At 38.9% G+C, this 23,823-nt stretch carries 15 protein-coding genes; 1 reads left to right on the top strand and 14 read right to left on the bottom strand.

Going from position 1 to position 23,823, the window contains the following annotated elements:
• Window positions 1–11 precede the first annotated feature (11 nt).
• From MM214_RS02590 to MM214_RS02525, 14 genes are all read right to left on the bottom strand, one after another.
• Window positions 12–3,329: a SusC/RagA family TonB-linked outer membrane protein gene (locus MM214_RS02590; protein ID WP_241291678.1), complete on the bottom strand. Its 3,318-nt coding sequence runs from the start codon at window positions 3,327–3,329 to the stop codon at window positions 12–14.
• Window positions 3,330–3,426: 97 nt separating this feature from the next.
• On the bottom strand, window positions 3,427–4,356 hold the full coding sequence (locus MM214_RS02585) for a FecR family protein (RefSeq protein ID WP_241291675.1): 930 nt from the start codon (window positions 4,354–4,356) through the stop codon (window positions 3,427–3,429).
• Between the two features lie 44 nt (window positions 4,357–4,400).
• Window positions 4,401–5,015: an RNA polymerase sigma factor gene (locus tag MM214_RS02580; RefSeq protein WP_241291672.1), complete on the bottom strand. Its 615-nt coding sequence runs from the start codon at window positions 5,013–5,015 to the stop codon at window positions 4,401–4,403.
• 197 nt (window positions 5,016–5,212) lie between these two features.
• Window positions 5,213–6,496: a glycoside hydrolase family 88 protein gene (locus tag MM214_RS02575; RefSeq protein ID WP_241291669.1), complete on the bottom strand. Its 1,284-nt coding sequence runs from the start codon at window positions 6,494–6,496 to the stop codon at window positions 5,213–5,215.
• Between the two features lie 34 nt (window positions 6,497–6,530).
• Window positions 6,531–8,501, bottom strand: coding sequence for a WD40 repeat domain-containing protein (locus tag MM214_RS02570; RefSeq protein ID WP_241291666.1), 1,971 nt, complete (start codon window positions 8,499–8,501; stop codon window positions 6,531–6,533).
• Between the two features lie 4 nt (window positions 8,502–8,505).
• On the bottom strand, window positions 8,506–9,570 hold the full coding sequence (locus MM214_RS02565; protein ID WP_241291663.1) for a dihydrodipicolinate synthase family protein: 1,065 nt from the start codon (window positions 9,568–9,570) through the stop codon (window positions 8,506–8,508).
• Entirely contained in the window at window positions 9,570–10,586 is a 1,017-nt protein-coding gene (locus MM214_RS02560) for an NAD-dependent epimerase/dehydratase family protein (protein ID WP_241291662.1), read from the bottom strand. The genes MM214_RS02565 and MM214_RS02560 overlap by 1 nt, the downstream gene beginning before the upstream one ends.
• Window positions 10,587–10,620: 34 nt before the next feature.
• Window positions 10,621–11,832 (bottom strand): Nramp family divalent metal transporter, encoded by a 1,212-nt coding sequence (locus tag MM214_RS02555; RefSeq protein ID WP_241291660.1) that lies wholly within the window; start codon window positions 11,830–11,832, stop codon window positions 10,621–10,623.
• A gap of 2 nt (window positions 11,833–11,834) precedes the next feature.
• Window positions 11,835–13,322: a PQQ-dependent sugar dehydrogenase gene (locus MM214_RS02550; RefSeq protein ID WP_241291658.1), complete on the bottom strand. Its 1,488-nt coding sequence runs from the start codon at window positions 13,320–13,322 to the stop codon at window positions 11,835–11,837.
• Between the two features lie 199 nt (window positions 13,323–13,521).
• Complete coding sequence (locus MM214_RS02545) at window positions 13,522–14,991, bottom strand: BNR-4 repeat-containing protein (protein ID WP_241291656.1); 1,470 nt, start codon at window positions 14,989–14,991, stop codon at window positions 13,522–13,524.
• Window positions 14,992–15,133: 142 nt separating this feature from the next.
• Complete coding sequence (locus MM214_RS02540) at window positions 15,134–16,597, bottom strand: RagB/SusD family nutrient uptake outer membrane protein (RefSeq protein WP_241291653.1); 1,464 nt, start codon at window positions 16,595–16,597, stop codon at window positions 15,134–15,136.
• 12 nt (window positions 16,598–16,609) lie between these two features.
• The gene (locus MM214_RS02535; RefSeq protein ID WP_241291650.1) at window positions 16,610–20,101 is read right to left on the bottom strand and encodes a TonB-dependent receptor; all 3,492 of its coding nucleotides are present in this window, start codon (window positions 20,099–20,101) and stop codon (window positions 16,610–16,612) included.
• Between the two features lie 149 nt (window positions 20,102–20,250).
• On the bottom strand, window positions 20,251–21,270 hold the full coding sequence (locus MM214_RS02530) for a FecR family protein (protein ID WP_241291648.1): 1,020 nt from the start codon (window positions 21,268–21,270) through the stop codon (window positions 20,251–20,253).
• Window positions 21,271–21,831: 561 nt separating this feature from the next.
• The gene (locus tag MM214_RS02525) at window positions 21,832–22,431 is read right to left on the bottom strand and encodes an RNA polymerase sigma factor (RefSeq protein WP_241291647.1); all 600 of its coding nucleotides are present in this window, start codon (window positions 22,429–22,431) and stop codon (window positions 21,832–21,834) included.
• A gap of 184 nt (window positions 22,432–22,615) precedes the next feature.
• On the opposite strand from MM214_RS02525, the gene MM214_RS02520 reads away from it, so the two are divergent.
• Entirely contained in the window at window positions 22,616–23,815 is a 1,200-nt protein-coding gene (locus MM214_RS02520) for a DUF6807 domain-containing protein (protein WP_241291644.1), read from the top strand.
• Window positions 23,816–23,823: the final 8 nt, after the last annotated feature.

Here is a 23,823-nt window from a genome sequence, read left to right as displayed (position 1 = left end):
TTCTTCTAGTTTTAGAAATCTAAAGTCATCCCAAGCATGAATCCTCGGGTTCTTGGATAGAAATTGTTATTATCAAACCCTGGTGTCAATCCACCGAGGTTCACTTCAGGGTCAATTCCTGAATATTTGGTAAAGACAAACAGGTTGTTTCCAGTCAGATAGACATTTAAGTTTTTGACATGGCTTCGATTTACCAGTGGGAAGTTGTATGCCAGCGTAGCATTATCTACCCTGAGAAATGATCCCGACTCTAAGTACCTGTCTGAGTAAAAATTATTATTGACATCAGTCATAGGTTCATCTGCAGCAGAAAGTGGGATGTTTCTGAGGTAAGCTTGACTTACACTGCTGAGCACTGCACGAGTTGAATTCAGGATTTGATTCCCATATACTCCTCTGATAAAGACATTCAAAGACCAGTTACCATAGTGAAAGTTATTGCCTACGCCATAGGTGAACTTGGGTTGTGCATGGCCCATAAGCACAGCATCTGCTGGGAATCTAGGTGCAGCAGTCACTCCACCGTCTGGGGTAAAGAATGTTGAGACGCCGTTTTCATTTCTTCCAGCCCAATGATAAAGGTTGAAAAGCCCAATAGGATAACCTTCCTTGATCAATTGGGTATTGACCCCACTTACACCAGCACCAGATCCACCTGCTGTAGGTATAGAGTCTAGCTGATACTCGAAGTTCGAAAGCTTTTCTACCCTATTTTTATTATGAGCGATATTTCCAGTCACATCCCATCCAAATTTCCCCTTCTGCATCAGATTAGCCTGTATGGTGAATTCCACGCCCTTATTCGAAATTTCTCCTACATTGGCTGTCATAGTAGGGTGTACAAATAGCGTAGTAGATACTGGGTAGTAAAAAATCAAGTCTGATGTGTACTTATTGTACCACTCAATTGTACCACTGACTTTCCCTTTGAACATGCTGAAATCTAACCCTAGATTTAGCATGGATGTCTTTTCCCACCTCAAATCATCGTTGACATTGGCTACTGATCCCATGGCTTGCTCATATACTCCATTGTTGTAATACATCCCAGAGCTTCCAAACCTGAAGACAGTCAACAATGGATCAAAACCTAATGAGTTACCAGTCACACCATAGCCAGCTCTAAGTTTTAGTTGTTGGAAAGTGCTTTGATTGGATAGGAATCCTTCTTCGTGCATAAGCCAGCCGAAAGATGCCGCCGGGAAGTTCCCCCACCTATTTTGTTCACTAAATGCCGAAGAACCATCCCTACGCATGGACACTTGCAACAAGTATTTATCCAAAAAGGAATAATTCAATCTGGAGTAAAAGGAAATTATCCTCAATGGAACTTGGCTGAAGCCTCCATAATCTACCCTGATATTACTGGAGCCTAGCCCCAGGTTTTCAGCACCAGTCACGTCTGACACAAAGCCTGTATTGGTAGATTGAAAACCGTCATTGTTCACATCATCTTGCCATGAGTATCCCCCTAAGATTTTCAGTTCATGAGACATGGTGTTGATAGGTGTGTAGTCAAAAAATGTCTCTAGTACTTTTCTTTTATTCTGTACACTGAACCGCTTAGCCACTCCACCTGCCTGAAGGCCTGAGTAAGATGTTCCTTCATAGTTGATGGGTAATATGGATGCACTATTTTGGTATTGCTTACCTTCAAATTTCTCCAATTGGTATGAGCCTAATACATTGACATTGAAATTCTTGGTAACATCAAATTTTGCAGATATAAAACCAAGAAGCGTATTATTCTGTCTATCATCTTGATTTAACGCTATGATTCCTAGCGGATTAAAATAGTTCGAAGTATGATCAATGGTGTTTTCCTTGAAGCTATCATCTGGATTGTACACATTCACCGTAGGCAAGTAAGAGATCATTTGTCTATAGACTTCTCCCCTAACCAACTTCTGATTATCAATAGAATTGGTCAATTGAAAGTTTAGCTTAAACTTATCGTTGAATCCTTTCTGATCTAGAGAAAATTGAGCGATCACTCTTTCTCTGCTTGAACCTCTTATGATCCCTTCTTGATTGAAGTAATTCACACTGGCATTGAAAGTGGCTCGATCGGTACCTCCACCATAGCTTAGGGTGTGATTCTGGCTGACTCCTTGTCTGGTGACTACATCTTGCCAGTTGGTATTGACAAAGGTGGTGTCACCTTGATTTATTGTGTAGTCATTATCATTAGGAAAAAGGTCCTGTCCATTTCGTGCTAGGTATCCTCTTAACTCATCCCCTGTCATCATTCTGAGGGAATTGGAGGCGTTTTCTATACCTGCGTAAGCATGATAACTAAAACCATATGTAGGTTGGGCTTTTCTGGTAGTGACCATAATCACCCCATTGGCAGCCCTGCTACCATAGATTGCGGTTGCGGAAGCATCTTTCAGTACCTCAATAGAGACTATATTATCTGGTGCTACCAAATTGATCGAAGCTCCTGGCACGCCATCGATCACATAAAATGGCTGCTGAGCCGCTCCTTCTCGCAAAGTGGATGCTCCTCGAAGTACTATATTTGCTCCTCCATTTGGATTCCCATCTCTACTGATCACTAGACCAGCCACTTTTCCTTGAAGTAGTTGTTCTGGTGAAGCAAGTACTCCTCTGTTGAATTCTTTTGGAGAAACACTGGTCACTGAACTGGTAAGTTTCTCCCTACTTACCTCTCCGTAACCAATTACAACTGCTTCTTCCAAAATATTTTCTTTACTCTTCAATCTGATGAGGATATCAGTTCTATTACCTACCACCAATTCAACAGACTCATATCCTAGCATAGATATCACCAAAATATCTGACTCTGCCAAACCTGAAAATTTAAATCTTCCATCTATATCACTGATCTGTCCAGTGTTTTTGTTCTTTACTTGAATGGTGGCACCGAAAAGCGGTTCTTCTGTATCGGAATCTATTACTTGGCCTTTGACTTCTGCCATTCTTACAGGGGTGGTTAGTAAAGAAACGTCAGGAGTCTTGGTACTTGAGACTACCTGTACCAAGTGAACACCACCTTTTTCTATGATTTTGACTTGATGACTTTTTTCGATTTCGGTAATTACTTCTTGTAATTTTTTGCCATGAAATTTCTGATTTTTGATTTGGATACCTTTAAGTTCATTTGCATTGTAGACCAGATTCAAGTTATGCTCTTTCTGAAGCATCTTGAGCACTTCTACTAGAGCTACTTCTTGACTGTCTAATTTGGCCAAAGCCAGTTGTCCATAACTTGGATGACTCAAACTTGCGCTATAAAGGAATACCCCTACGAGCAATTTCACCCAAACTGCTTTGAAAGCAGATTTTCGCCTTTTGTTTTTTTTCATTACTTTCGTATTTAAAGCGTATTAATTGGTTTATCTGCTTGACCTTAGGTCATTGGCGGTAAGCTGGTGATCGATACCCGTTGGCGCGGGTATCGATTTACCGAATGACATAATGATCAGCATTGGTTTTTATTAATTCATATTGATTGTTTTTCAAAAGCTCTCCTATCGCATCTATGACTATTGCTTGTGGCAAGGTTGCATCCAGATTTGCAGAAAGACTTATGTCTAATTCTTTGGAAATTTCAATACTGGCTCCAAAGTAATTTGATAAAATTGTGACTACTTGATCCATACTTGCCTCTTCGAAGATGGCTCTTGCTTGATCTAGACCTTCTACCTGCTCTACTTTTCTTTTTTTGATCTCTCCAGTCTGTTTATTGACTTTCCATTGATCTGATTTGGTCAAAAATGTTTTCTGCCCTTCCTTATACTTTACAGACACGATACCACTCGCTACTGTAACTTGCTGCTCAAGTGCTTCTTTGTAGCCAATGATTTCAAATGAGGTCCCAATTACTTCTATGGATGTCTCTTCAAAATGTATCGAAAATGGCTTGGTTGGATCTTTGAATACATCAAAAAAAGCATTCCCCTCAAGTTTTACCTCTCTAGATTCACCAAACTTTTCGGGATAATATAGCTTGGTGTTGGGCTTTAGGGTGACGATTGTTCCATCTGGAAGTGTCAATTCCTTGAATTCTCCCACACCTGTACTTGCCATTAGGTTGGTAATCGGAGTATTGAAAAATGTCATCAACCAAAACACAATTCCAATTCCGAAAAGTGGAATAACAGCAGCTGCAATTTTCCAATTTCTGCTAGGGAATCTTTTTACTGTCCTCTGATCAAGCTGATCAAGCAAACGTCTCCTTGCTAAGCTTTTTCTAGCTCTAGTGATATCAATAGCTTGATCGGTCTGATTGCCAATAGCATCAAGCCAATCATTTACTATTTTCTGTTCTTCCACAGTAGCTTCACCAGAAATGTAGCGATTGATGAGTTTTGAGAGTTTTTTCTTTTCCAAAGTTCCTTCGTTTACAATGAAGTTCCTTTGGATCGCTTTTCTAACTATCCAAAAATGTGAATTAACATAAACTTAGCAATGAAGCTAATTTGGTAACAGGATGTTAATAATCTCATCAGAAACGGGGAGAGCTTTTTATTTGCAGTAGCCGCTTGATTTCTCACGGTCTGCTCTGATACTTGATGCATTTCGGAAATCTCCCTAGTGCTGTATCCTTCGAGTTCATGGAGAATAAAAACCTGCTGCTCTTTGTATGGAAGAGAGGATAATTTTGATTTTATCGTATGGATCAATTCATCATACATCAAATCCTTCACAGGATTCTCAGATCGATCATAAGTCAATATCAAGTTTTCCAAGTGCTTTCTTTTGACCCCTTTATCTCTAAATAACTTTAGGATTTTTTTCCTCAGTGATGCAAACAAATAAGTTCTAAGATCATTCTGAAGCATAGGAAATGAATGATGTTTTTCCCATAAGTTCAAAAAAAGCTCTTGGACCAAGTCTTCTGCATCATCCTGACTCTCAAGTGTATTGCCAGCATATCTCATCAGTTCCTCCCAGTGCCTATCAAAAATTATGGAAAATGCCTCTTTGTCCCCTGAACGAAAAGCATCGATCAATGCTGCCTCCGATTGGTATTTGAGAATTATTTCCATAAGCACAAAGTTATGCTTAATTATATCTCAGGGTAGCTGCTTCACACGATACAACAAAATGTTGATCTGGGAATAATATAAAATTAATATGCTTATAAAAAGATAGTGTTAGGGATACTCAAATAACCGAAAATAGCTTGAGAAGATTGCCCACTCAAGCTATTTAACATACCTCAGGCTAAGCAAGAGTAGTGTTCTTATCTTTTGATTTTCTTGTACCTCAACATAGCTTCCAAGAAATAATAGTCTGCATAAATCAGCGGAACATCTACTTCATTGCCACTAGGTAAGTTCCCTGTGCTGTGCTTTAACAGAAAATATGGATTGGCCTCACCTGAATTCAAATAGGCATCAGAACTTAAAGATTTCAACATTTTCTCTGCTGCATCAAAATACTTTTGCTTTTGTTCACCTTCAACATAAGTCGACAATTCTAATAAAGCTGAGGCCGTGATGGCAGCAGCTGATGCATCCCTTGGCTGCTTGTCAAATAGTGATGGATCAAAATCCCAATCAGGAACAAAGCCATCCTCTCCTACATTGAAATCCCAGACCGGTATAAAATCCTCGGGTAGATTTGGGTGATCAAGAAAGAAATCTGCCAGACCAATAGCAGTTTCCAAAAACTGCTTGTCTCGGGTAGCTCTGTACATGGTCGTAAAACCATAAATTCCCCATGCCTGTCCTCTTGCCCATGTAGAATTGTCAGAAAATCCCTGCAATGTCTGCTGATGAAGAACTTCTCCATTTTTAGGGTCATAATTGACTACATGGTAGGTGCTAAAATCTTCCCTGATATGATTTCTCTTCGTTTGGGTAGCATGCTTTACAGCTACATCATAATATGTAGAATCTCCAGTAATCTCAGTTGCATAGAAAAGCAATTCCAAGTTCATCATGTTATCCATAATTACTGGATATTCCCAAGTATTAATTTCTCCCTTTGATTTTCTCTTGTTCCAAGATTGGATACTTCCAACTATTGGGGAATATCTTTTCAATAATGACTTCGCTGACTCAATCAGTATTTGATCATACGCTTTCTTTTTCTCAAACCTCAAAGCATTGCCGTAGCTACAAAACATCATGAATCCAATGTCATGATGACTTGTATTGAATTGATTAGACTCCAATGAATGCGTCCAATCCAAAGCGGCATTTTTCCACTGCTCCTCCTCCGTGTATTCATACATATACCAAAGAATACCAGGCCAAAAACCACCTGTCCACTCATCGATTTGCAAATATTTGATGGTGCCATCCGCATTTACAGCATGTGGGTAGTCCTCGAAGTTTCCTTCAGTTTCTTTGAGCAAATTCAAATAAAGTGGTTTTGCAGCTTCGAAACTTTGATTTACAAAATCGACACTTGGAACTTCAGATGCTGTCTCTTCTTGTACTTTTTCAGAACAAGCAAAAAAAAGTGGCAGAATCAGTCCAAAAAGGAGGAAAGAAGTGATTTGTGTATTGAAAGCTTTCATTTTTATTAAATTTTCTTAGTAAACAAATGTCTCATCAATTGGACTTTGGCTTGTATGACCAAAGCTCTGTCGCTTTTCTGAAGAACAATGTGCCATCATCACCCATCACCAATAGTCCTGTATCTTCTGCAACTTTAGTGAAAGCCTTAGTCGATGGATCAATTTTGAAAAGCATCCGGTTATCTGTCCCATAGATGTTCCCATCTGGGTGCAATACCAAAAATGCACTTCTCCAAATATGACTTTTGAACTCCGGGAAATCATAAAGCTTATGTGTGGAAATCAAGCTATTGCTGTCAACGTCAAAGATAAATAGCGTACCATCTGCCATACCCCAAATATTCCCGTCTGGCCCTTCGATCATCCCAGTGATGGCAGAAGCACCTGCTACTGGAACTAATTCCTCCACCACTTTCATTTTACCCAAATCCCACACAAACAATTTTGCTTCCTTCGTTTCTGGCATTTTTCCCAATCCTCCAGAAATGGTCGTGCCTCCGACCAAAGCACCTTTGTTAAAAATCAAACTCGAAATACCTTGTTTTGGAACTGGCTGCTCGAAAGTCTTCAATTCTTCTGAATCAATATCATAAATCACCAAAGCACCTCCTAGCTTGCCATACTCTGGAATCATCCCAAATGCCATTTTCCTTAATTCAGGAATTGCCGCTAAGGCAAATGACCTACTTTGACCATCTATCTGACCCAGAGCTTTTGGATTGCTGTCTGCCATATTCCATTCATTTTTGGTATCCAAGACATAAAATTTCCCTTTAGGATAAATCCCAATATAGATTTTATCTTCAAAAACAGCCATTCCTTCTGTTTGATCTAAGCCCTTATGCTCTTGGTGAATTCCTGTAGAAGGATCAAAAGATGCATGCCCACCAGCTAAATATCCCCCTGTCCACACCTTTCCATCAGGACCAAAGGTGATCGCATTGATGGGAATAGGCTGCCCAGGGATTGCCAGTTTTGTTCTATTCTCAGTCTTCGCTTTGATGTTGTATTCGATTAGATTTCCACCTGAGCTTAACATCAGAAGATCTCCATTCTCTTTATGCAAAAATGCATTGGCAGTTCCTGATTCTTTCAAAATCACTTTGCTCTTCCCAAAGTTTTTCTTTGGATCAAAAGCCAGAGTATTGCCTTTGGAAGTCAGATAGACTTGTTTTCCTGCCTTATCTGACGTGATAGCTTTCATATCCATCCCTGCGATTTCCTGCTCAAACACCTTAGTTTTCAGATTGTAAATCAGCGTCTCGCTACCCGCTGTGAGCAGTGCAAAAAGCCTATCCTCGCCATTTTTACCTGGGATGATTTCTAGGGAATAGACAAACTCTTTGTCTTGATATTTCTCTGGCAGCAAACTCTTCTTATTACCAGTCTTTGGATCTATCTCAATCAGATGCGCACGCGAACCAATTCCTGCATACAAAAGTCCTGTTCTATGATGAAATGCCAAGCTTCTCACATAATTCTCCCCCTCCACGACTGGTCCATTGCCAATATCTGAAAAACCATGGTCAGGATGATACCTGAAAATCCTACACCCAGGATAAGTTGCTCCAAAAACTTCTCCGTCAAAACCAGAAGTCAAATTCCACAGATAGGTCTCACCATCTAATACAATGCCTAAGTCTTCGATTTCCTGAGTACCGGGCGTATGTTTGAATAGACTTCCATTTGCTCCAGGAATGTAAAGATCACCATCAGTTGATTGGGTAAGGTCCCACACTCCGTCAGCTTTTGGCAAAGGAACATCCAACACCAGCTTCTTTGATTCCACATCAAAAGCCAAAAGATGTGCTGGTTCTCCCCTAACTACCGTATAAATTAATGTATTGCCATTTTTATCATCGACAAACAAACTACCTTGAATCATAGAGGCAGTCAATTGGATTCCGTGATTGATAAATTCACCATATTTCTCTTCTTGTGCCAGTACTGAATGGGTTACGACACAAGTGATCAATACAATGGAAATTATTCTAGTTAAAATCATCACATTAAGCTTTATCATTTTCAAAAAAAGAATTGACAAAATCATCATCATTCAGCTCTGGATAGCTTTCATATACCCTATCCAATTCCTCTCTTTGACCTGAAGAAAGAACTTCTTTGGGATTCAAGCACCAAATACCTTCCAATAATCCTTGCCTTCTCAAAATCTCGTGAATACCTGGAATACATCCATGGAAGCTATTTGCAGGATCAAACATCGCTGCATTTACATCTGTGATTGCGATGCCTTTTGTCAACAGTTTTTGGTAGCCTTCTCCATCACTTGAAGATTTGAAAGATTTGATTTCATCCAAAAGCGCTACAGCCTTCTGTGTCCAAACGGCCCAGTGACCAAGCAATCCTCCAACAAATTCCTTTTCATGGATTTCGCCATTGACATTGAAGCTGTATTTGGTCAAGAGATCAGCTACAATATTGTCATCATTTCCAGTGTACATGGCAATATCATCCTTGCGGCTACTTGTGGCTACTGCCCGCATGACATCCAAGGTTTGGTACCTATTGAAAGATGCGCATTTGATTGCTTCCACATTAGGGATTTCGGCGAATCTTGACCAAAAATCAAAGCTGAAAATTCTACCTCCAACCGAAGGCTGAAGGTAGAAACCAAAAACAGGGATGATTTCGGCAACTTTTCTTACTCTTTCAAGAATTTCAGACTCTGACCATCCTTGTAAACCGCCCATACTTAACAAGCCCATATCATAACCATATTTCGAAGCTAATCTCGCCTCAGCTATGGCCTGATCTGTAGGACCACAGATTCCGGCAATTTTCAAAAAAGGCCTGTCCAAATGCTGCTTTTCTACTTCTTCCGAAGCCAATCTGAGGACAGTTTCAAAAAGATTGATCTCTGGATCTCTAATCTCAAATTGTGTCGAATGAACTCCTACAGCAATACCTCCTGCACCAGAGGAGATATAATATCTTGTCAATTGCCGCTGTTTTGCCTCGTCCAAAGATCTATCAGCTCGCAGTGCCAAAGGGTGTGCAGGAATAACAGTCCCTTGATGTAAATGTGTCTTTAACTTTTCGCTTAAATGTGTCATTAGAATTTACCTCCTCTTTCTTGAAAATGTGTTGATTTACCAAATTCATCACCGCCTTGCAGCATCCATGTCGCTGTGACATCGATGATTTCTCTGACAGAGACTTTCGGATAGCCAAAAATGCGATGGCATTCAGAAGCATTATTGAGTAAAGCAGTACCCGAAGGTTCATTGACAAACTGTGGCTTTTTACCAAACAATTCTCCGAATCTATTTGCAATCCACCTGATCGATAGGATCTCAGGGCCAGTTACATTGAGTATTTTTGCAGGAGCTTCAGCGTGCAGCAAGGACCTGATAGCTATTTCATTGGCATCATGCTGCCAGATGACGTTTACATTTTCTGTACGAAGATCGATAGGGTTTTCATTCAATACCGATTTGGCAATTTCCATCATCACACCATACCTGAAATCCACGGCGTAATTGAGTCTATATATCAGTGTTTTAGTTTGATTTTTCTTTGCGAAATATTCAAATACCCTCTCTCTACCAAGACATGATTGGGCATATTCACCTATTGGATCTGGGGTAGTCTCCTCGGAAGCTCCTCCAGATGTCACGGGAACAAAAGGAAGCACATTTCCTGAAGAGAAGACGACTAAATTTGAATTCTTGAATTTCTCTGCTACCCTTCCTGGCAAATAGGCATTCATGGCCCAAGTAAACCCTTCATTGCCAGTAGTTCCAAACTTATTTCCTGCCAAATAGATAACATTCTTCACATCTGGTAGACTTTGCAGCTTTTCATCATCAAGGAGATCGCATACAATGGTCTCTATACCAACATCTTCAAGTGCCTTTTTCGCATTTTGGTCAGAAAACCTTGATGCCCCAATGATTCTTTTCTCAATACCTGCTGCTTTGCAAGCGTCTACCGCAAGCTTGCCCATACTCGGCCCCATTTTCCCTCCAATACCAAGAAGTAAGATATCACCTTCGATCTTAGCCATATCATGAATCAAGGCCTCAGATGGCACCGTCATCTCTTGCTCCAATGTTTTTAAATCTTTCATATTTTATATTTTCATTTTGTCTTACCAGAAGCATTTATTTAATAAAGAGTTGATAGAAATTCCATCCTGCAAGACCTAAAAGCAAAAGCAATCCTATCATACCTACATACCTTGAAAACCAGCCATTCACCTTATTCTTCATAATCTTTGCATCATTTGCTATGGCAAACATGGCCATACCTATGAAAGGAACAAGAAAAATGGTGACGCTTTGAGCGAAAATGATCAGTTCTAATGGTAACTTTCCGAATATCAATGAAATACTAGCTCCACATACCATTACCAAAGCGATGAAGCTTTTGACAATTTTATCATTCAAACTTTTTCCAAATCCTAATGAATCAGCCAACAAACTCCCACCCACGGTAGCATTGCCAACCAAAGAAGAAAAAGATGCTCCAAACAAACCTGCCAAAAACAAGTGAGATGCATAGGAGCCAAATAGTGGCTGCAAGGCCATGGACATTTCTGAGGCGCTATTCACCTGGATTCCCTGTGGATGCAATACTGCTGCCCCACATATAATTACTACCGCACTCATCACACCCAAAATCATGATCCCTGTAGCACTTTTGTTCTCTCCCTCCTGTCCAGGCTTTCTGTTTTCCTGCACCAAATACGACTGATAAAATGCTCCTACAATAGAAAAACATGATGCCACAAAGGCTATCAGCAATCCTTCAGACCCATCAGGAATCGATGGTATAAAACCATTTACAATCCCTGAGAAGGAAGGCTTAGCCAAAAAAACTGTTGTCAAAAAGGAAAAAAGCATGATGCCCACCAATGTGATCATTAATCTTTCTAAGGTCTTGTAGAAGCTCCTAAAAAAAAGTAATGCAATTCCTAAAGCATTGAAAACCAAAACCCAAATCCATGCAGCTGTTCCCGAAGCTTCAGCGACAGCTATTCCCACACCAATTGAGTTTCCTGCCTGAAATGATGTAGAAACGAGAAAAACACCAAAACCAATCGTAATTCCTGCAATTTTCCCCCATTTTGTTCTAATCAGGGAAAGTAAACTTTCTTGGCTGCTGATGCCGATTCGAGCTCCCATCCCTGTGAAAACCAACATAAAGAAAATAGCGACCACCACTATCCAAAGCATGTCATACGCATACTCAGCACCCAATCTGGAAGTTATGGTCATTTTGCTAGGACCAAAAACCAAAGCAGCGGTGATAATGCCTGGCCCTAATGCCATTAATTTCAAAATAAGTTTATTGCTATTCTTTTGATTAGACATGATTATCTATTTTCAGTAATTGTATTTGCACTTATCGGAGGAGCTGAATTCCCCCATTCTTGTCTGATAAATGTCAAGATCGCAGCTAGTTCTTCATCTTTCATAAAGGAAAATGAAGGCATCATCTGTCCATTTTCTTTGTTTTCTATGCCTTTCAGCATGATTTGGATCAATGGCTCTTTGTTTCCCATCACTGCTTCACTACTTATCAAAGAAGGAAAAATGTCTTGGACACCAGTCCCATCTTCCTTGTGACAGGAAGCGCAATAGCTGCTATATAGCTGCTTTCCGTCCAGTCCAAGTTCAGCTTTTGGCTTCTCTCCTTTCAAGGGATCTTTGGCTGTAGATTTGGTCAAGCTAATTTTTAGGATTTTATCATCTCCTTGTAAAGGAAACCCAGGCTGAGGATTCCAATCATTGTTGCTTGTCGCAACATAAATCTCTCCCGAAGGAGCTACCGCCACATCTCGCAACCTGCCATAATGATTGTCAAAAAACACCGTTTCATCAATGATAGATCTTCTGTCTTCGCTGAGCTTCAACACCCTCAAACTTTTACCTTTCAAAGTGGTCAACAGCAAACTATTTTTCCACTCATCAATGGCCAAATCACCATAAAAATCAAGTCCAGCAGGTGCTACGACAGGAGTCCATGAATAGACAGGCTCTAGGGAGTTGTTGATTTTGGCAAATTGCTTTTCTGCGTCCAAATCATGAAATCCTTCAATATGTGGCCATCCATAATTTCCTCCTTTTTGAATCAAATTAATCTCATCTTCTATGGCATCTCCATGTTCAGAAGTAAAAATATTGCCCTTGTCATCCAGCGTAAGCCCCTGAATATTTCTAAAGCCTTTTGCCCACACATAACTCTTGGGATCAGGATTATCTTTTGGAATGCTACCATCCAGATTGATCCTTAAGACTTTCCCATTGAGGCTTTCATCACTTTGGGCATTATCGAAACCATAAGCATCACCCGTCGCCCAAAGGATTTTTCTATCATGACTAAACTTGATCCTTGAACCATTGTGGGCTGTATTCCCAGGAATTTCTAACAAAACTTGCGGAGAAACCAATGCATCATTCTGAAAGGTATATTTCACTAGTTTATTGGAAATGATGCTATCCACCATGACCGTGTAATTCACAAGAACAAATGGGTTGTTTTCAAAATCAGGATGTACCGCCAAGCCCAACAAGCCTGCTGTTCTTTTTTTCCACACTTCATCAATCGTCAGTAGCTTTTGAATTTCGCCAGTTTGCAAATTGATCCGTGAGATTGTACCTATCTGCTCATTGAACCAGAGGTATCCATCATCAGCATATTCCAAATCCCATGGGACATCCAGATCTTTTGCCAAAACCTCCACTTTTAATAGGCTTCTTTCAAGTGCTAAGTTGTCGACCAGTGGAAGTTCCAGCTCCTTGTCCGATGAACAGGACAGTAGGACTGAAATTATTAAAAGTATGGTAATCTGAATTTTCATGTTTTTAGATTCTTTTCAATGCTCAAAGAGAGAATTCGATGGGGATAAGTATTTTCTGGCAATAGTCAAATCGAATCTGTATTGGAGGCATCCAGTGTGACAGGTATCTTTTTCATTGGTTGAATGGATGATTTCATTATGAAGCATTTCGCTCTTTTCATAGTGAATATTTCATCTCTTCCAATGATCATTGAAGGCATCATTTTTTTGAAATTTTCAACCTTGAAGGCTTTACAAAATCCTTTTTCATTTTCTCTGGAAGTTGGAAAACCTGGCCTTTTTTATTGGCGAAATAGAGTTTCGAAATATCATGTTTTCTACCATGTCCATCTGCCCAGAACGCATAGAAATCATCATGAACATGGACAGGTCTCCTAGCATATGAATGATTGCGTTCGCTGTTACTTGTCATAGTTTTGCTTTTCCAATTTTCACCTTGATCTGAGCTTGACCAAAGCACCATTTCACCACCTGTATTATAAGCCTGAGGCCCTGGAGTGGTAGGGCCGATTACTATCCAATCACCTTTGGAATCTACATAGAGCGAACCCATATCATAGTTGTTGTCAGAGTCAGCTAAATGCTTGACATCCCAGTCAGACCCGGTAAATCGCGCGGTAAACCATGACCTCGGTCCATTTGTAGGACCTGATTGGTAGCCTTTACTCGTGAGATACAGTATGATGGGATGACCATCTCGGTCATAAGTCAGGTCATTGATGTATACATTCAAACCTAAAGAACTATAGTCTTTTACCAAAGCCGAATTATTGATGTCTTTCAGTGGGATTTCCTGAGTTTCTCCAAAAACATTTTGCCAAGTTTTTCCAAAATCACTTGTCTGTAGGTAGTATAGATTGGTTCTGTAATTCAGTCCGTTTTCACCTTCTTTATAAGGATGAAAATTGAATGTAGTTCCGACAGTATTTTCATATTGGCCACTTGTCTGATAATGCCCCTCCTCAATGATTGCCAAATCCTTCCATTCAGAATAGGTGACACCATCTTCACTAGTCATAAAACCAATAGTTCTTCTTGGCTTAGAAGGCTGATTGGGAATCACATTTCGATCATAATGCGTAAAAAGGTTCAAGAAGCCATTACCTTTTTGATACCAAGTCTGTAGATAGGAAAAATTATTCATTGGCACATTTTCTCCTTCTACCTCTTTAGTAGCAAAGACCTGTTCAAACTCGGAAATATCATATGGTTTGGAGCTTTTATGAATGTAAGCTGGTGTATTGGTGCCATGTGCAGTCGAAAAAATCCAGATGAAGCCTTCATCATCAATGTTCATCACGGGATTATCGTGTGCATTGTCAGTTTTCTTATCCAAAACAATCGTAGGTTTTGGTACTTTTTTACTTTTATGGTCAAAAAATGAAACTGCATGAAGCAAGGTTTTACCTTCTTTGTCTGAACCTCCATAGCAGAAAAAGGTCTTATTTATTTCTTTTACATAAATAGAAAAAGGGTAATGGTTTGCCGGATAAGTCCCAAGACCACCGCTGTATTTGTAAACATATTCATCATTAGATGGCTGATCACTATACCAAATCCCACGATACCCGTCATCCTTGGTGTTCAAAGTCAATACATCTTGGGCAAAAGATTCAGAAGCTTGAATAATCAATACAGCTACAGAGCAAATTAATAGGGTAAGTCTCATGCTTATTATTTTCAATTTTGACAATAGGATATCAGTCCTTACTGTGTAAGGTGAACTTTAGTAATCAGGAAGATATTATACCTTACTACTCCATCCTATTGATGAAGCAGTAAGGACAATCTAGCTTTAAGTGGGATTAAAATTAGTAATTGGGATTTTGAGATATCCTTGTAGGGTTGATATCTATCTGACTTTGAGGAATTGGGAAAATAGACATATGAGCTTGCATTCCTTTGTCAGCCATCAATGCCAAGGCCCTATCAGTTCTGATCAAATCAAACCAACGATGTCCTTCAAAAGCCAATTCAACTCTTCTTTCTTGTTCAATGGCGAGTCTAAAGGCCGCTTGATTGGGGACGCTTAGATTTGGATCTGCATTATTACTTGTTTTGCTTGGTAAACCTGCCCTAGTCCTGATCTGATTCAAGTATTCAAAAGCAGGTCCATCAGCTACGTATCCTTGCTCGTTCAATGCTTCAGCATACATCAAAAGTACATCAGCATATCTTAGAACGATCCAGTTGTTATCACTATCTAAGTTAGCAACAGGCATTCCTGAGTATTTGACTACGTAATTGTGATTCACAGTATTCCCATTGAGCACATAGCTAGTACGCATAGAAACGTCCTTTCTCAAATCATTAGGCTCATAGGCATTGTTCATATCTGCTGTAGGAATATTCTGTCCCAGAGGATTTCCCACAGATACCACCGCATTGCCCGATCCTATAGGAGCAAACTGATTCCTAAAAGGGCTTCCTTCACCGCTAGAACTACTTTTGAATTGTACCTCAAAAATCGACTCCGCATTATTTTGATTGGTAGGACCGAAGACAGAGGCGTATTGAGGAAGTAATCGATAGTTTGTTTGACCCGAAGCGTCAATCAATTCTTTTAACTTTTGTGCAGCCGCTGGAAAATTTTTCATCGTGAGATGGACTTTTCCCAAAAGAGCCATTGCGGCACCTTTGGTAGCCCTTCCTATATCTGCTGTTCCATATGTGTAAGGCAAGGCTTCTTCTGCGTCTGTAAGATCTGATATGATTTGGTTGTATACATTATTCACAGATTCTCGACCATATTCATAGCCTTGCTGAGGATTATTGATCATGGTAGTGACCAATGGGACATCTCCAAATATCCTAACCAAATTAAAATACATCAACGCTCTTAAGAACTTAGCTTCTCCAATATATCTAGCTTTTAAGGTTTGATCCATTGACACGCCCTGTATCTTTTCGATCACAATATTTGCAGATTGGATTCCTTGATAATGAGCATTCCAAGTGTTGGCACTAATTGAATTGACGGCGACGTTGGTAAAATTATCTACCGCCTGAAGGTCTGCCCCTGCATTTGGATTGGTGATCTCTGTATTATCAGACCGCATATCTCCTATCACGTGCATAGAAGAATAGTATTGTCCTCCATATTGAAGTGCTCCGTAGACTGCCGTGAGTGCACTTTTCATATCCTCAGCATTTCTATAGAAATTGTTGCTATTCTGCTGTGAAATCGGTGCTCTGTCAATAAAATCTTCACTACAACCGGTCATCACCAACAAACTAGCTATTCCAATTATCAATAAGTTTTTAATATTTTTCATCGCTATACGAATTTAGAAGCCAAAGTTTAAACCAAACATAAAAGAACGAGCTAGTGGATAACCTCCAGCATCGACACCAGGCACTAATGGACTTCCTCCTTGTGCACTTACTTCTGGATTGAATCCTTCATATTTTGTAAAAGTGAAAGCATTCTGTACAGTGAAATTCAATCTAGCATTAGATACTTTTAATCTTTCCAACATGGAAGGTGGCAAAGTATAACCTAGAGTAATATTTCTGATTCTCAGGAATGACCCATCTTCTACAAAGAGAGACGTAATGTTATTCACTACATTACTTCCTGCGTAGGCATTGAAGTTTCTATCAAGCATTGGGGATACACCATCACCTTGGTCCGTTTCGGATCTCCAGCCATTGGACGCACTTCTCAATACATTGTAAGAACCAGCATAATTAGCGTAGTACCTTCTGGCAGCATTCAGGACTTCAAATCCTTGAACTCCCTGCAAAATGAAAGAGAAGTCAAAGTTTTTATAAGCAAATGAATTGGTCATACCATAAGTAAAGTCTGGAAAGGGATTACCCAAGATCGTTCTATCATTTGTATCAATGATCCCGTCGCCATTTACATCTTCAAATTTCAGCTGTCCTGGTCTTGACTGAACAGTACCATTACCATTCAAGATGACTGCACTATTTTCAATATCTTGCTGGTTTTGATATACACCGATTACATTGTAGCCAAAGAAGCTACCAGGTGCAGAACCTACCTGAGTAATATGAGTAGGTGCAGTGGCTGATGTTGCTTGTCTGGAGATGATCGGTGATCCATCAGGACCCAATGCAAGGACTTTGATATCATTTGTCGATAAGTTGAAATCAGTAGTCCATTTGAAAGCTTTGACCATGTTCCTGCTAGTCAGCGTAAATTCAAAACCTTTATTCTGAATTTCACCTATATTCTGAAGCGCTGTAGAATACCCTGTCAAAGTAGGAACTGGGACATTTAGTAGGAGATCAGACGTTCTTTTGTTGTAATAATCGAAAGACAGGTAAAATCTATCTCCTAGAACCCCAAACTCTAAGCCTATATCCAATTGCTTATTTCTCTCCCACCCTAGTCCACTGTTAGGAATATTGGTCAATCTGATACCATTGTTTACTGTCCCAGAGCCAGATCCAAATGGATAATTTTCAGGACCGGTAAGACCGATTGCTCCATAATTGGTAATGAAATTATTCCCCGTGAGACCATAACTTGACCTCAATCTAAGCTCAGAAATCCAGCTTACATCTTTCATGAAATTCTCCTCAGAGAGTCTCCATCCCAAAGAAAGGGAAGGGAACACACCCCACCTATTTTCTGATCCAAACCTAGATGATCCATCTCTTCTGACAGTAGCAGTGAGCAAATACCTGCTGTCAAAATTATAATTTACCCTAGCCAAATATGAAATCAATGACCACTCATCTTTAGTAGACAAGGCATTGGTAATTAATCCTGCTGCATTGAGTGTCTTAACTTCATCATTTGGGAAATTAGTACCATTGATTCTATTGAAATCCAATTGCTCTTGCTGAATGGTGTAACCCGCCACCGCATCAAAAGAGTGCTTTTTTATGGTTTTGGCATAACTTAAAGTAAATTCAGAAAGCCAGTTTCTAGTCTCTGAGGTTGTATTAGTCCCAGTTGCTGGTTTTGTTGGGTTTACACTATTTGGATTAATGATCGAAGAGCTAAAGATATCCTCTCTAAAACTTCTCATATCTGCACCTACTAGCGTTTTGAAATTCAAATTGTCGACAATATTGATTTCAGCGAATGCAGTACCCAAAAGTCTTAAAGTACCTTGTTGGTGAAAATATTCATTAGCAATCTTCACAGGATTATCTACTTCACTAGTGCCAATTCCTTGACCAGTTATCTGGGTGTAATTCCCATTTTCGTCATAAGGAGTCAAATGAGGACCTGCTGTGATAGCTGATTGTATGATGCCTCCCCCCTGCCAATTGCCTTCGGCTAAGGATTGATTCGAAAAAGTATAAGAAGGTGTAATGTTAGCACCAACTTTGATTCTTTCATTGACTTTTGAGTCAACATTGACTCTGAAAGAGTATCTTTTTAAATCGGAGTTGATTATAATACCCTCCTGATTCAGATACCCTCCAGAAATAAAGTATTTGGTCTTGTCATTTCCTCCTGAAAAGTTCAACTGGTAATTACTCATTTTCGCAGTTCTGAAAATAGCATCTTGCCAATTCGTACCTTCCCCTAAAGATTCTGGATCACTAAATTGCTCTGGCAGTAGATACATTACATTATTGAGTCTAACTGAATTTGGATCAGAAGCAGATCTTCCTGGACCTGAATTTACCCAAGCGTTGTTTCTTGACTCATTTATATACCTAGCAAACTCTGTTGCGTTGAGCACATCTAATGTTTTCTCGACTTGCTGTATACCAGTACTTAGGCTAAAATCAATTTTGGAGACCCCTGATTTGCCTGACTTGGTAGTGATTAATACTACACCATTTGATCCCCTAGACCCATATATAGCTGTCGCTGATGCATCTTTGAGGACTTGAATGTCTGCGATATCGTTTGGGTTTATTGTATTCAAAGGATTATTCCTTTGATCAAAATCATTGGTTACAGGAAATCCATCAATAACATAAAGTGGCTCATTACCAGCAGTCAAAGAACCGGCCCCTCTAATCCTAACAGCAGCTCCACCTCCTGGGGCACCTGTAGCTTGAGTCACTTGTACACCTGCCATTTGAGCAATCATGGCTTGATCTAAACTTATGATTGGTTGATCTTCGATTTGTCTTGAGCTCATTGAGCTTACCGCTCCCGTGATATCTCTCTTTTGTTGTGTACCATAGCCTACTACGACAAATTCGTCCAGATCACTTTCCTCTCTTCTTAAGGTCACATTGATAACATTTGCCCCACCTACTACTCTTCTTTCTCTTTGGAAGCCCAAAAACGAAAATATCAAGGTCTGTCCTGCATTGACTTCTATCACATAAGCACCATCAATATCTGTAATTGTGCCGTTTGTGGTGCCTTCTACCATGACAGTCACACCAGGTATGGGATCACCCGTATCGTCGATTACCTTACCCGATATGGTAATGCGTTCTACTTCAACGGCTTTTACTCTTGCCACTTGCTTATCAGTATTCAATATCACACTGATCGTATTATTGACTTGCTTGAAACTCAAATCCGTCTGTTTTGCTATCTGCAATAGATAATCTTCCACACTACCTGAGTTGGTCACTAGAGATATATTAGAACTTGTCTTTATTGCTTGATCTGTATAGAAAAATTTAAAATCTGTTTTGTTTTCTGTCTCTTTAAAAAATTGTGCAAGCGTATAATTTCTTTTTTCCAACTTTAAGAATACCTCATCGATACTCTTTACCTGCGCTTTCGATGTGTTTGCCATTAAGGGGCCCAATGTCAAACAGAGCAATGCAACTCCTTTCAATATTAACTTGATTGACATAATTACCGCTAGTAATATTTTTTTCATATTTTTGGAAATAGTAAATGAAACATTGATTTTGACTATGAAAAGCAGCTACCACACGTTTTTCATAGCTTATTAAGATTTGATGTTTGCAGGGACGTATTCGCAGTACGTTCCTGTTTTTTTATCAGTTTTTTTTATTCATACGCTCTTTATTTGAATTCTATAAGTACTTCCTTTTCTTTCAATTTGTATTCAAAACCTATGGATGCACTTAGCACTTGAAGCACATTTTTCAAGGTCTCATTATTTTCAAATGTTCCAGATGCCAACACATCCTTTTGCTTTCCTTTTATACTGATCTGCACACCATACCATCTTTCTAGCAAAGTGACCATTTCATCCAGTGAAGTTTCTTCAAACCGCAACACACCATCCATCCAAAGTATCCTTTGATTTGCATCGACTATTTTTTTATCCACTGAAGACATGTTCTTAGAAAGCACTGATTCTTCTCCAGGATTTAATATCAAATAGTCATCCTTATCCTCCAGATTTAGCTTTACCATTCCAGTCAAAAGTGTGACAGTAACTTTTTCATCCTTATGGAAAGTGGATATGTTAAATGATGTCCCCAAAGCTGTAGTAACAATACCATTCGATGCTACAGCAAAGGGATTGTTTTCATCTTTTGCTACATTGAAAAATGCCTCTCCTTCTAAATTAATGTAACGATTCGTGATAAAATCTTCACTATAAGTAATTTTACTCTCAGAATTAAGGTAAACTGTAGAGCCATCAGGTAGATGAATCTTCGTCTTTTGACCGGCAGGGTTGAACTTTTCGATCATCCTCACGGATGATGCTTCCACTTTTATTTCTGTTTTCTCAAATTCGATAAATTGAATGACCAACAGTGATAACACGCTAAAAACAAAGAAGGAAGCAGCAATTTTTAACCATCCTGGAATCAATCTTTTTTTCACAACGCTATCTTTATGCAAACGCGGAGAGGGATATCCTGCTTTATCTTTATTGATCTTCTGCCAAAGTGATTGAGAATCCCATTCTTCATATTTTGTATTTCCTGACTTCTCTGACCACAGCTGAAGTATATCTGCTGACATAAATTCCTCACCTTCGGAGGTATTCAGCCATGCAAGTAATTCTTTTGCCTGATTATCAGTCAATTCTCCTTTGAAAAAATCCTCTATTTGCTTTCTTCTATCCATTTTTCTGCTTGTTGATACATATAGCCACAAGTGGATAGAATTACTCACGTCAAGTGAAAAATTTTTATAAAAAATGAATTTGATAGAAAAATGGTAATGAAAAAATATATGGATATACGGAACTTTGCCAATGACATTACAAAATTCCGATTTATCTAACTTCCGATATAAATTGATATTGGATACTTATGGATATTGACCATTAGCAACCTGTTGAGCCAATGAATTTAAGTTACTGGCAAAAAAGCGTATAATCAGAAAAAAATAAATTTATATCAGCAACTTTTATACTAACTAAATGAAAATATTGATTTTACCTAGCTTTGATCCGCCGAACGGAACTATTTATTCATGGACACTAGATCTGGCACGACAGACAAGTTATTGATGAGTATGGGACCAAAGAATATGTACCAATTATTTACACAAAACAATTTTACCACTGTAAATGCAAATAATCACAAGAAATATTGGGCAATTTGTATTTTGACGAAAAACCAAAAAATTATTTTCAAATGTTCATAAGACACGCCTTCGTAAGAGAATGCTTCACTTACATTTTTAAAAATTGAAATTAAGAATCAATAGCAATATCCCCGCTGAAATTATTTTAAGCTTTTGAAGCTTTTCCTTTATTCCTTTTGAAGCACGAAATATCTGATTTTCAACAGTTCTCTTGGACAGATTTAGCTTTTCAGCAATTTCATCAGTACTTAGATTTTCGAAATTTTTCATGATAAACACTTGCTTCTGGCCTGGTGGCAATAGCTCTATAAGGTCAGATGATACTTGATGAAAATCAGCATAAATCAACTCTAATTCTGGATCAGTATTGGTTTCAAAGGAGATCAGTGGAATCTTATACTTTTGATAAGCAAAAAATCGAGCTTCTTTTTTAACTTTTTTGATAACCAAAGACCGAACTATTGCTATCATATAGGCATTAATGGAAAGCTCAGGATCAAGATTCTCCCTTTTTTTCCAGATTTTCAAAAAAACTTCCTGCACAACCCCTTCTGCATCCTCGTGATTCAAATTCATTTTTCTGGCAATGTGATATACTTTCTCTCCAAATAATTGGTACAGCTTCCCAAAGGCCTTCTCATCTCCTTTGGAAAGATCCTCTACCAATTGACGAAGTGCATGTTCTTTCATTTCCATAGCTATAATGAATCCATAGTATCTATCGAGTACTTCTCAAAGAAACTAATTATATTTCATCAATCAAAAAAAAATCCATGCATGGTACTTTTTTAATTCAATCATACATTTTTATTGAATAGGAATTAATTTTCCTTTTGATTCCAAGTATTCCCTGTTTAAGTTTGACCAATCACTTCAAAAAATGAAAAACAGCATCCTATTTACCCTGCTATTATTTTGGCTATATGCCTGTAGCCAACCTGACATCATCATATCTATAGATCCAGGAGATCACGATAGAATCGCAATCCCAATTCAAATTTCATTGAATGATCCAATCGATACCACCGCAAATTATCACCTGAAGGATTTGGATACTAAAAAGATATTACCAGTTGAAATTATGGACGAAATGACGATTCTGACGTTTGCTGATAGTCTTAAATCAAATAGCATTTCAAAATTTAAATTAGTAAAATATACCAGTTCCAATTCCCGAAAAAATACTCTGGAAATAATCGAAAATCAAGAAGGCATTCAAGTCAAAATAGACAAAAACGAGGTTCTGTACTACCAAAAAGAATTAAAGTCACCACCATCGGGAGAGAGCAATCTCTATGCGAAAAGTGGATTTATTCATCCTCTAAAAAGTCCAAATGGTGCTACGCTCACAGATGATTTCCCCAAAGGTCATTTGCACCAACATGCAATATATAATGCATGGACAAACACCACCTTCAAAGGGAAAAAAGTGGATTTCTGGAATCAATTGGATAGTATGGGGACTGTGAATCATAAAAAAATGATTAAAGTAAAAACAGGACAAGTGACAGGTCAAATCAAAGCAATGCTCAGCCATATTAGCCTAGAAAATGGGGAGATTCTAGAGGAATTGTGGGAAATCAGAATCTATCCAGTTTCAGATTTCTATATGTTTGACCTGTACTCCGAGCAGACTAACACTAGCAAAGACACTTTATTCCTCAACAAATATATCTATGGAGGAATGGCTTTGAGAGGTAGCCGAGAATGGAATCCAGATGATAGTATAAATTACCAACAGCAATGGAAGGTATTGAGCGATCAAGGCAAAACATTAGAAAATGTGAACCATACCCAAGCAAAATGGATTAGTGTAAGCGGAAACCTTTCTGAGACCGCCGCTGGAGTAACAGTTTTTGGTTTTCCTGACAACTTTAGGTACCCTCAATTTGTAAGAGTTCATCCAACTATGCCCTATTGGGTGTTTACTCCAGTATTTGAAGAAGGATTCAGCATCAATCCTGGTGAAACCTATAAAAGTAAGTTCAGGTATGTGGTTCACAATGGAGAAGTTGATAAAAAGTTGATGGAAATGATTCAATTAAATTTAGAAAATCCAGTGAAGGTCAGCATAAACTAAGCTCGAGG

It is taken from the genome of Belliella kenyensis, from assembly GCF_022549675.1.
GTDB classification, from domain to species: Bacteria; Bacteroidota; Bacteroidia; order Cytophagales; family Cyclobacteriaceae; genus Belliella; species Belliella kenyensis.
Note: the sequence above shows the minus strand (reverse complement) of the source record. Positions and strands in the feature narration are given on the sequence as shown.

Excerpts from the sequence above, each read along its gene's own strand:
- MM214_RS02565 (WP_241291663.1), bottom strand. The coding sequence starts at position 9,570 with ATGACACATTTAAGCGAAAAGTTAAAGACACATTTACATCAAGGGACT.
- MM214_RS02535 (WP_241291650.1), bottom strand. The coding sequence starts at position 20,101 with ATGAAAAAAATATTACTAGCGGTAATTATGTCAATCAAGTTAATATTG.
- MM214_RS02560 (WP_241291662.1), bottom strand. The coding sequence starts at position 10,586 with ATGAAAGATTTAAAAACATTGGAGCAAGAGATGACGGTGCCATCTGAG.
- MM214_RS02525 (WP_241291647.1), bottom strand. The coding sequence starts at position 22,431 with ATGGAAATGAAAGAACATGCACTTCGTCAATTGGTAGAGGATCTTTCC.
- MM214_RS02520 (WP_241291644.1), top strand. The coding sequence starts at position 22,616 with ATGAAAAACAGCATCCTATTTACCCTGCTATTATTTTGGCTATATGCC.
- MM214_RS02555 (WP_241291660.1), bottom strand. The coding sequence starts at position 11,832 with ATGTCTAATCAAAAGAATAGCAATAAACTTATTTTGAAATTAATGGCA.
- MM214_RS02545 (WP_241291656.1), bottom strand. The coding sequence starts at position 14,991 with ATGAGACTTACCCTATTAATTTGCTCTGTAGCTGTATTGATTATTCAA.
- MM214_RS02575 (WP_241291669.1), bottom strand. The coding sequence starts at position 6,496 with ATGAAAGCTTTCAATACACAAATCACTTCTTTCCTCCTTTTTGGACTG.
- MM214_RS02540 (WP_241291653.1), bottom strand. The coding sequence starts at position 16,597 with ATGAAAAATATTAAAAACTTATTGATAATTGGAATAGCTAGTTTGTTG.
- MM214_RS02530 (WP_241291648.1), bottom strand. The coding sequence starts at position 21,270 with ATGGATAGAAGAAAGCAAATAGAGGATTTTTTCAAAGGAGAATTGACT.
- MM214_RS02580 (WP_241291672.1), bottom strand. The coding sequence starts at position 5,015 with ATGGAAATAATTCTCAAATACCAATCGGAGGCAGCATTGATCGATGCT.
- MM214_RS02550 (WP_241291658.1), bottom strand. The coding sequence starts at position 13,322 with ATGAAAATTCAGATTACCATACTTTTAATAATTTCAGTCCTACTGTCC.
- MM214_RS02570 (WP_241291666.1), bottom strand. The coding sequence starts at position 8,501 with ATGATTTTAACTAGAATAATTTCCATTGTATTGATCACTTGTGTCGTA.
- MM214_RS02590 (WP_241291678.1), bottom strand. The coding sequence starts at position 3,329 with ATGAAAAAAAACAAAAGGCGAAAATCTGCTTTCAAAGCAGTTTGGGTG.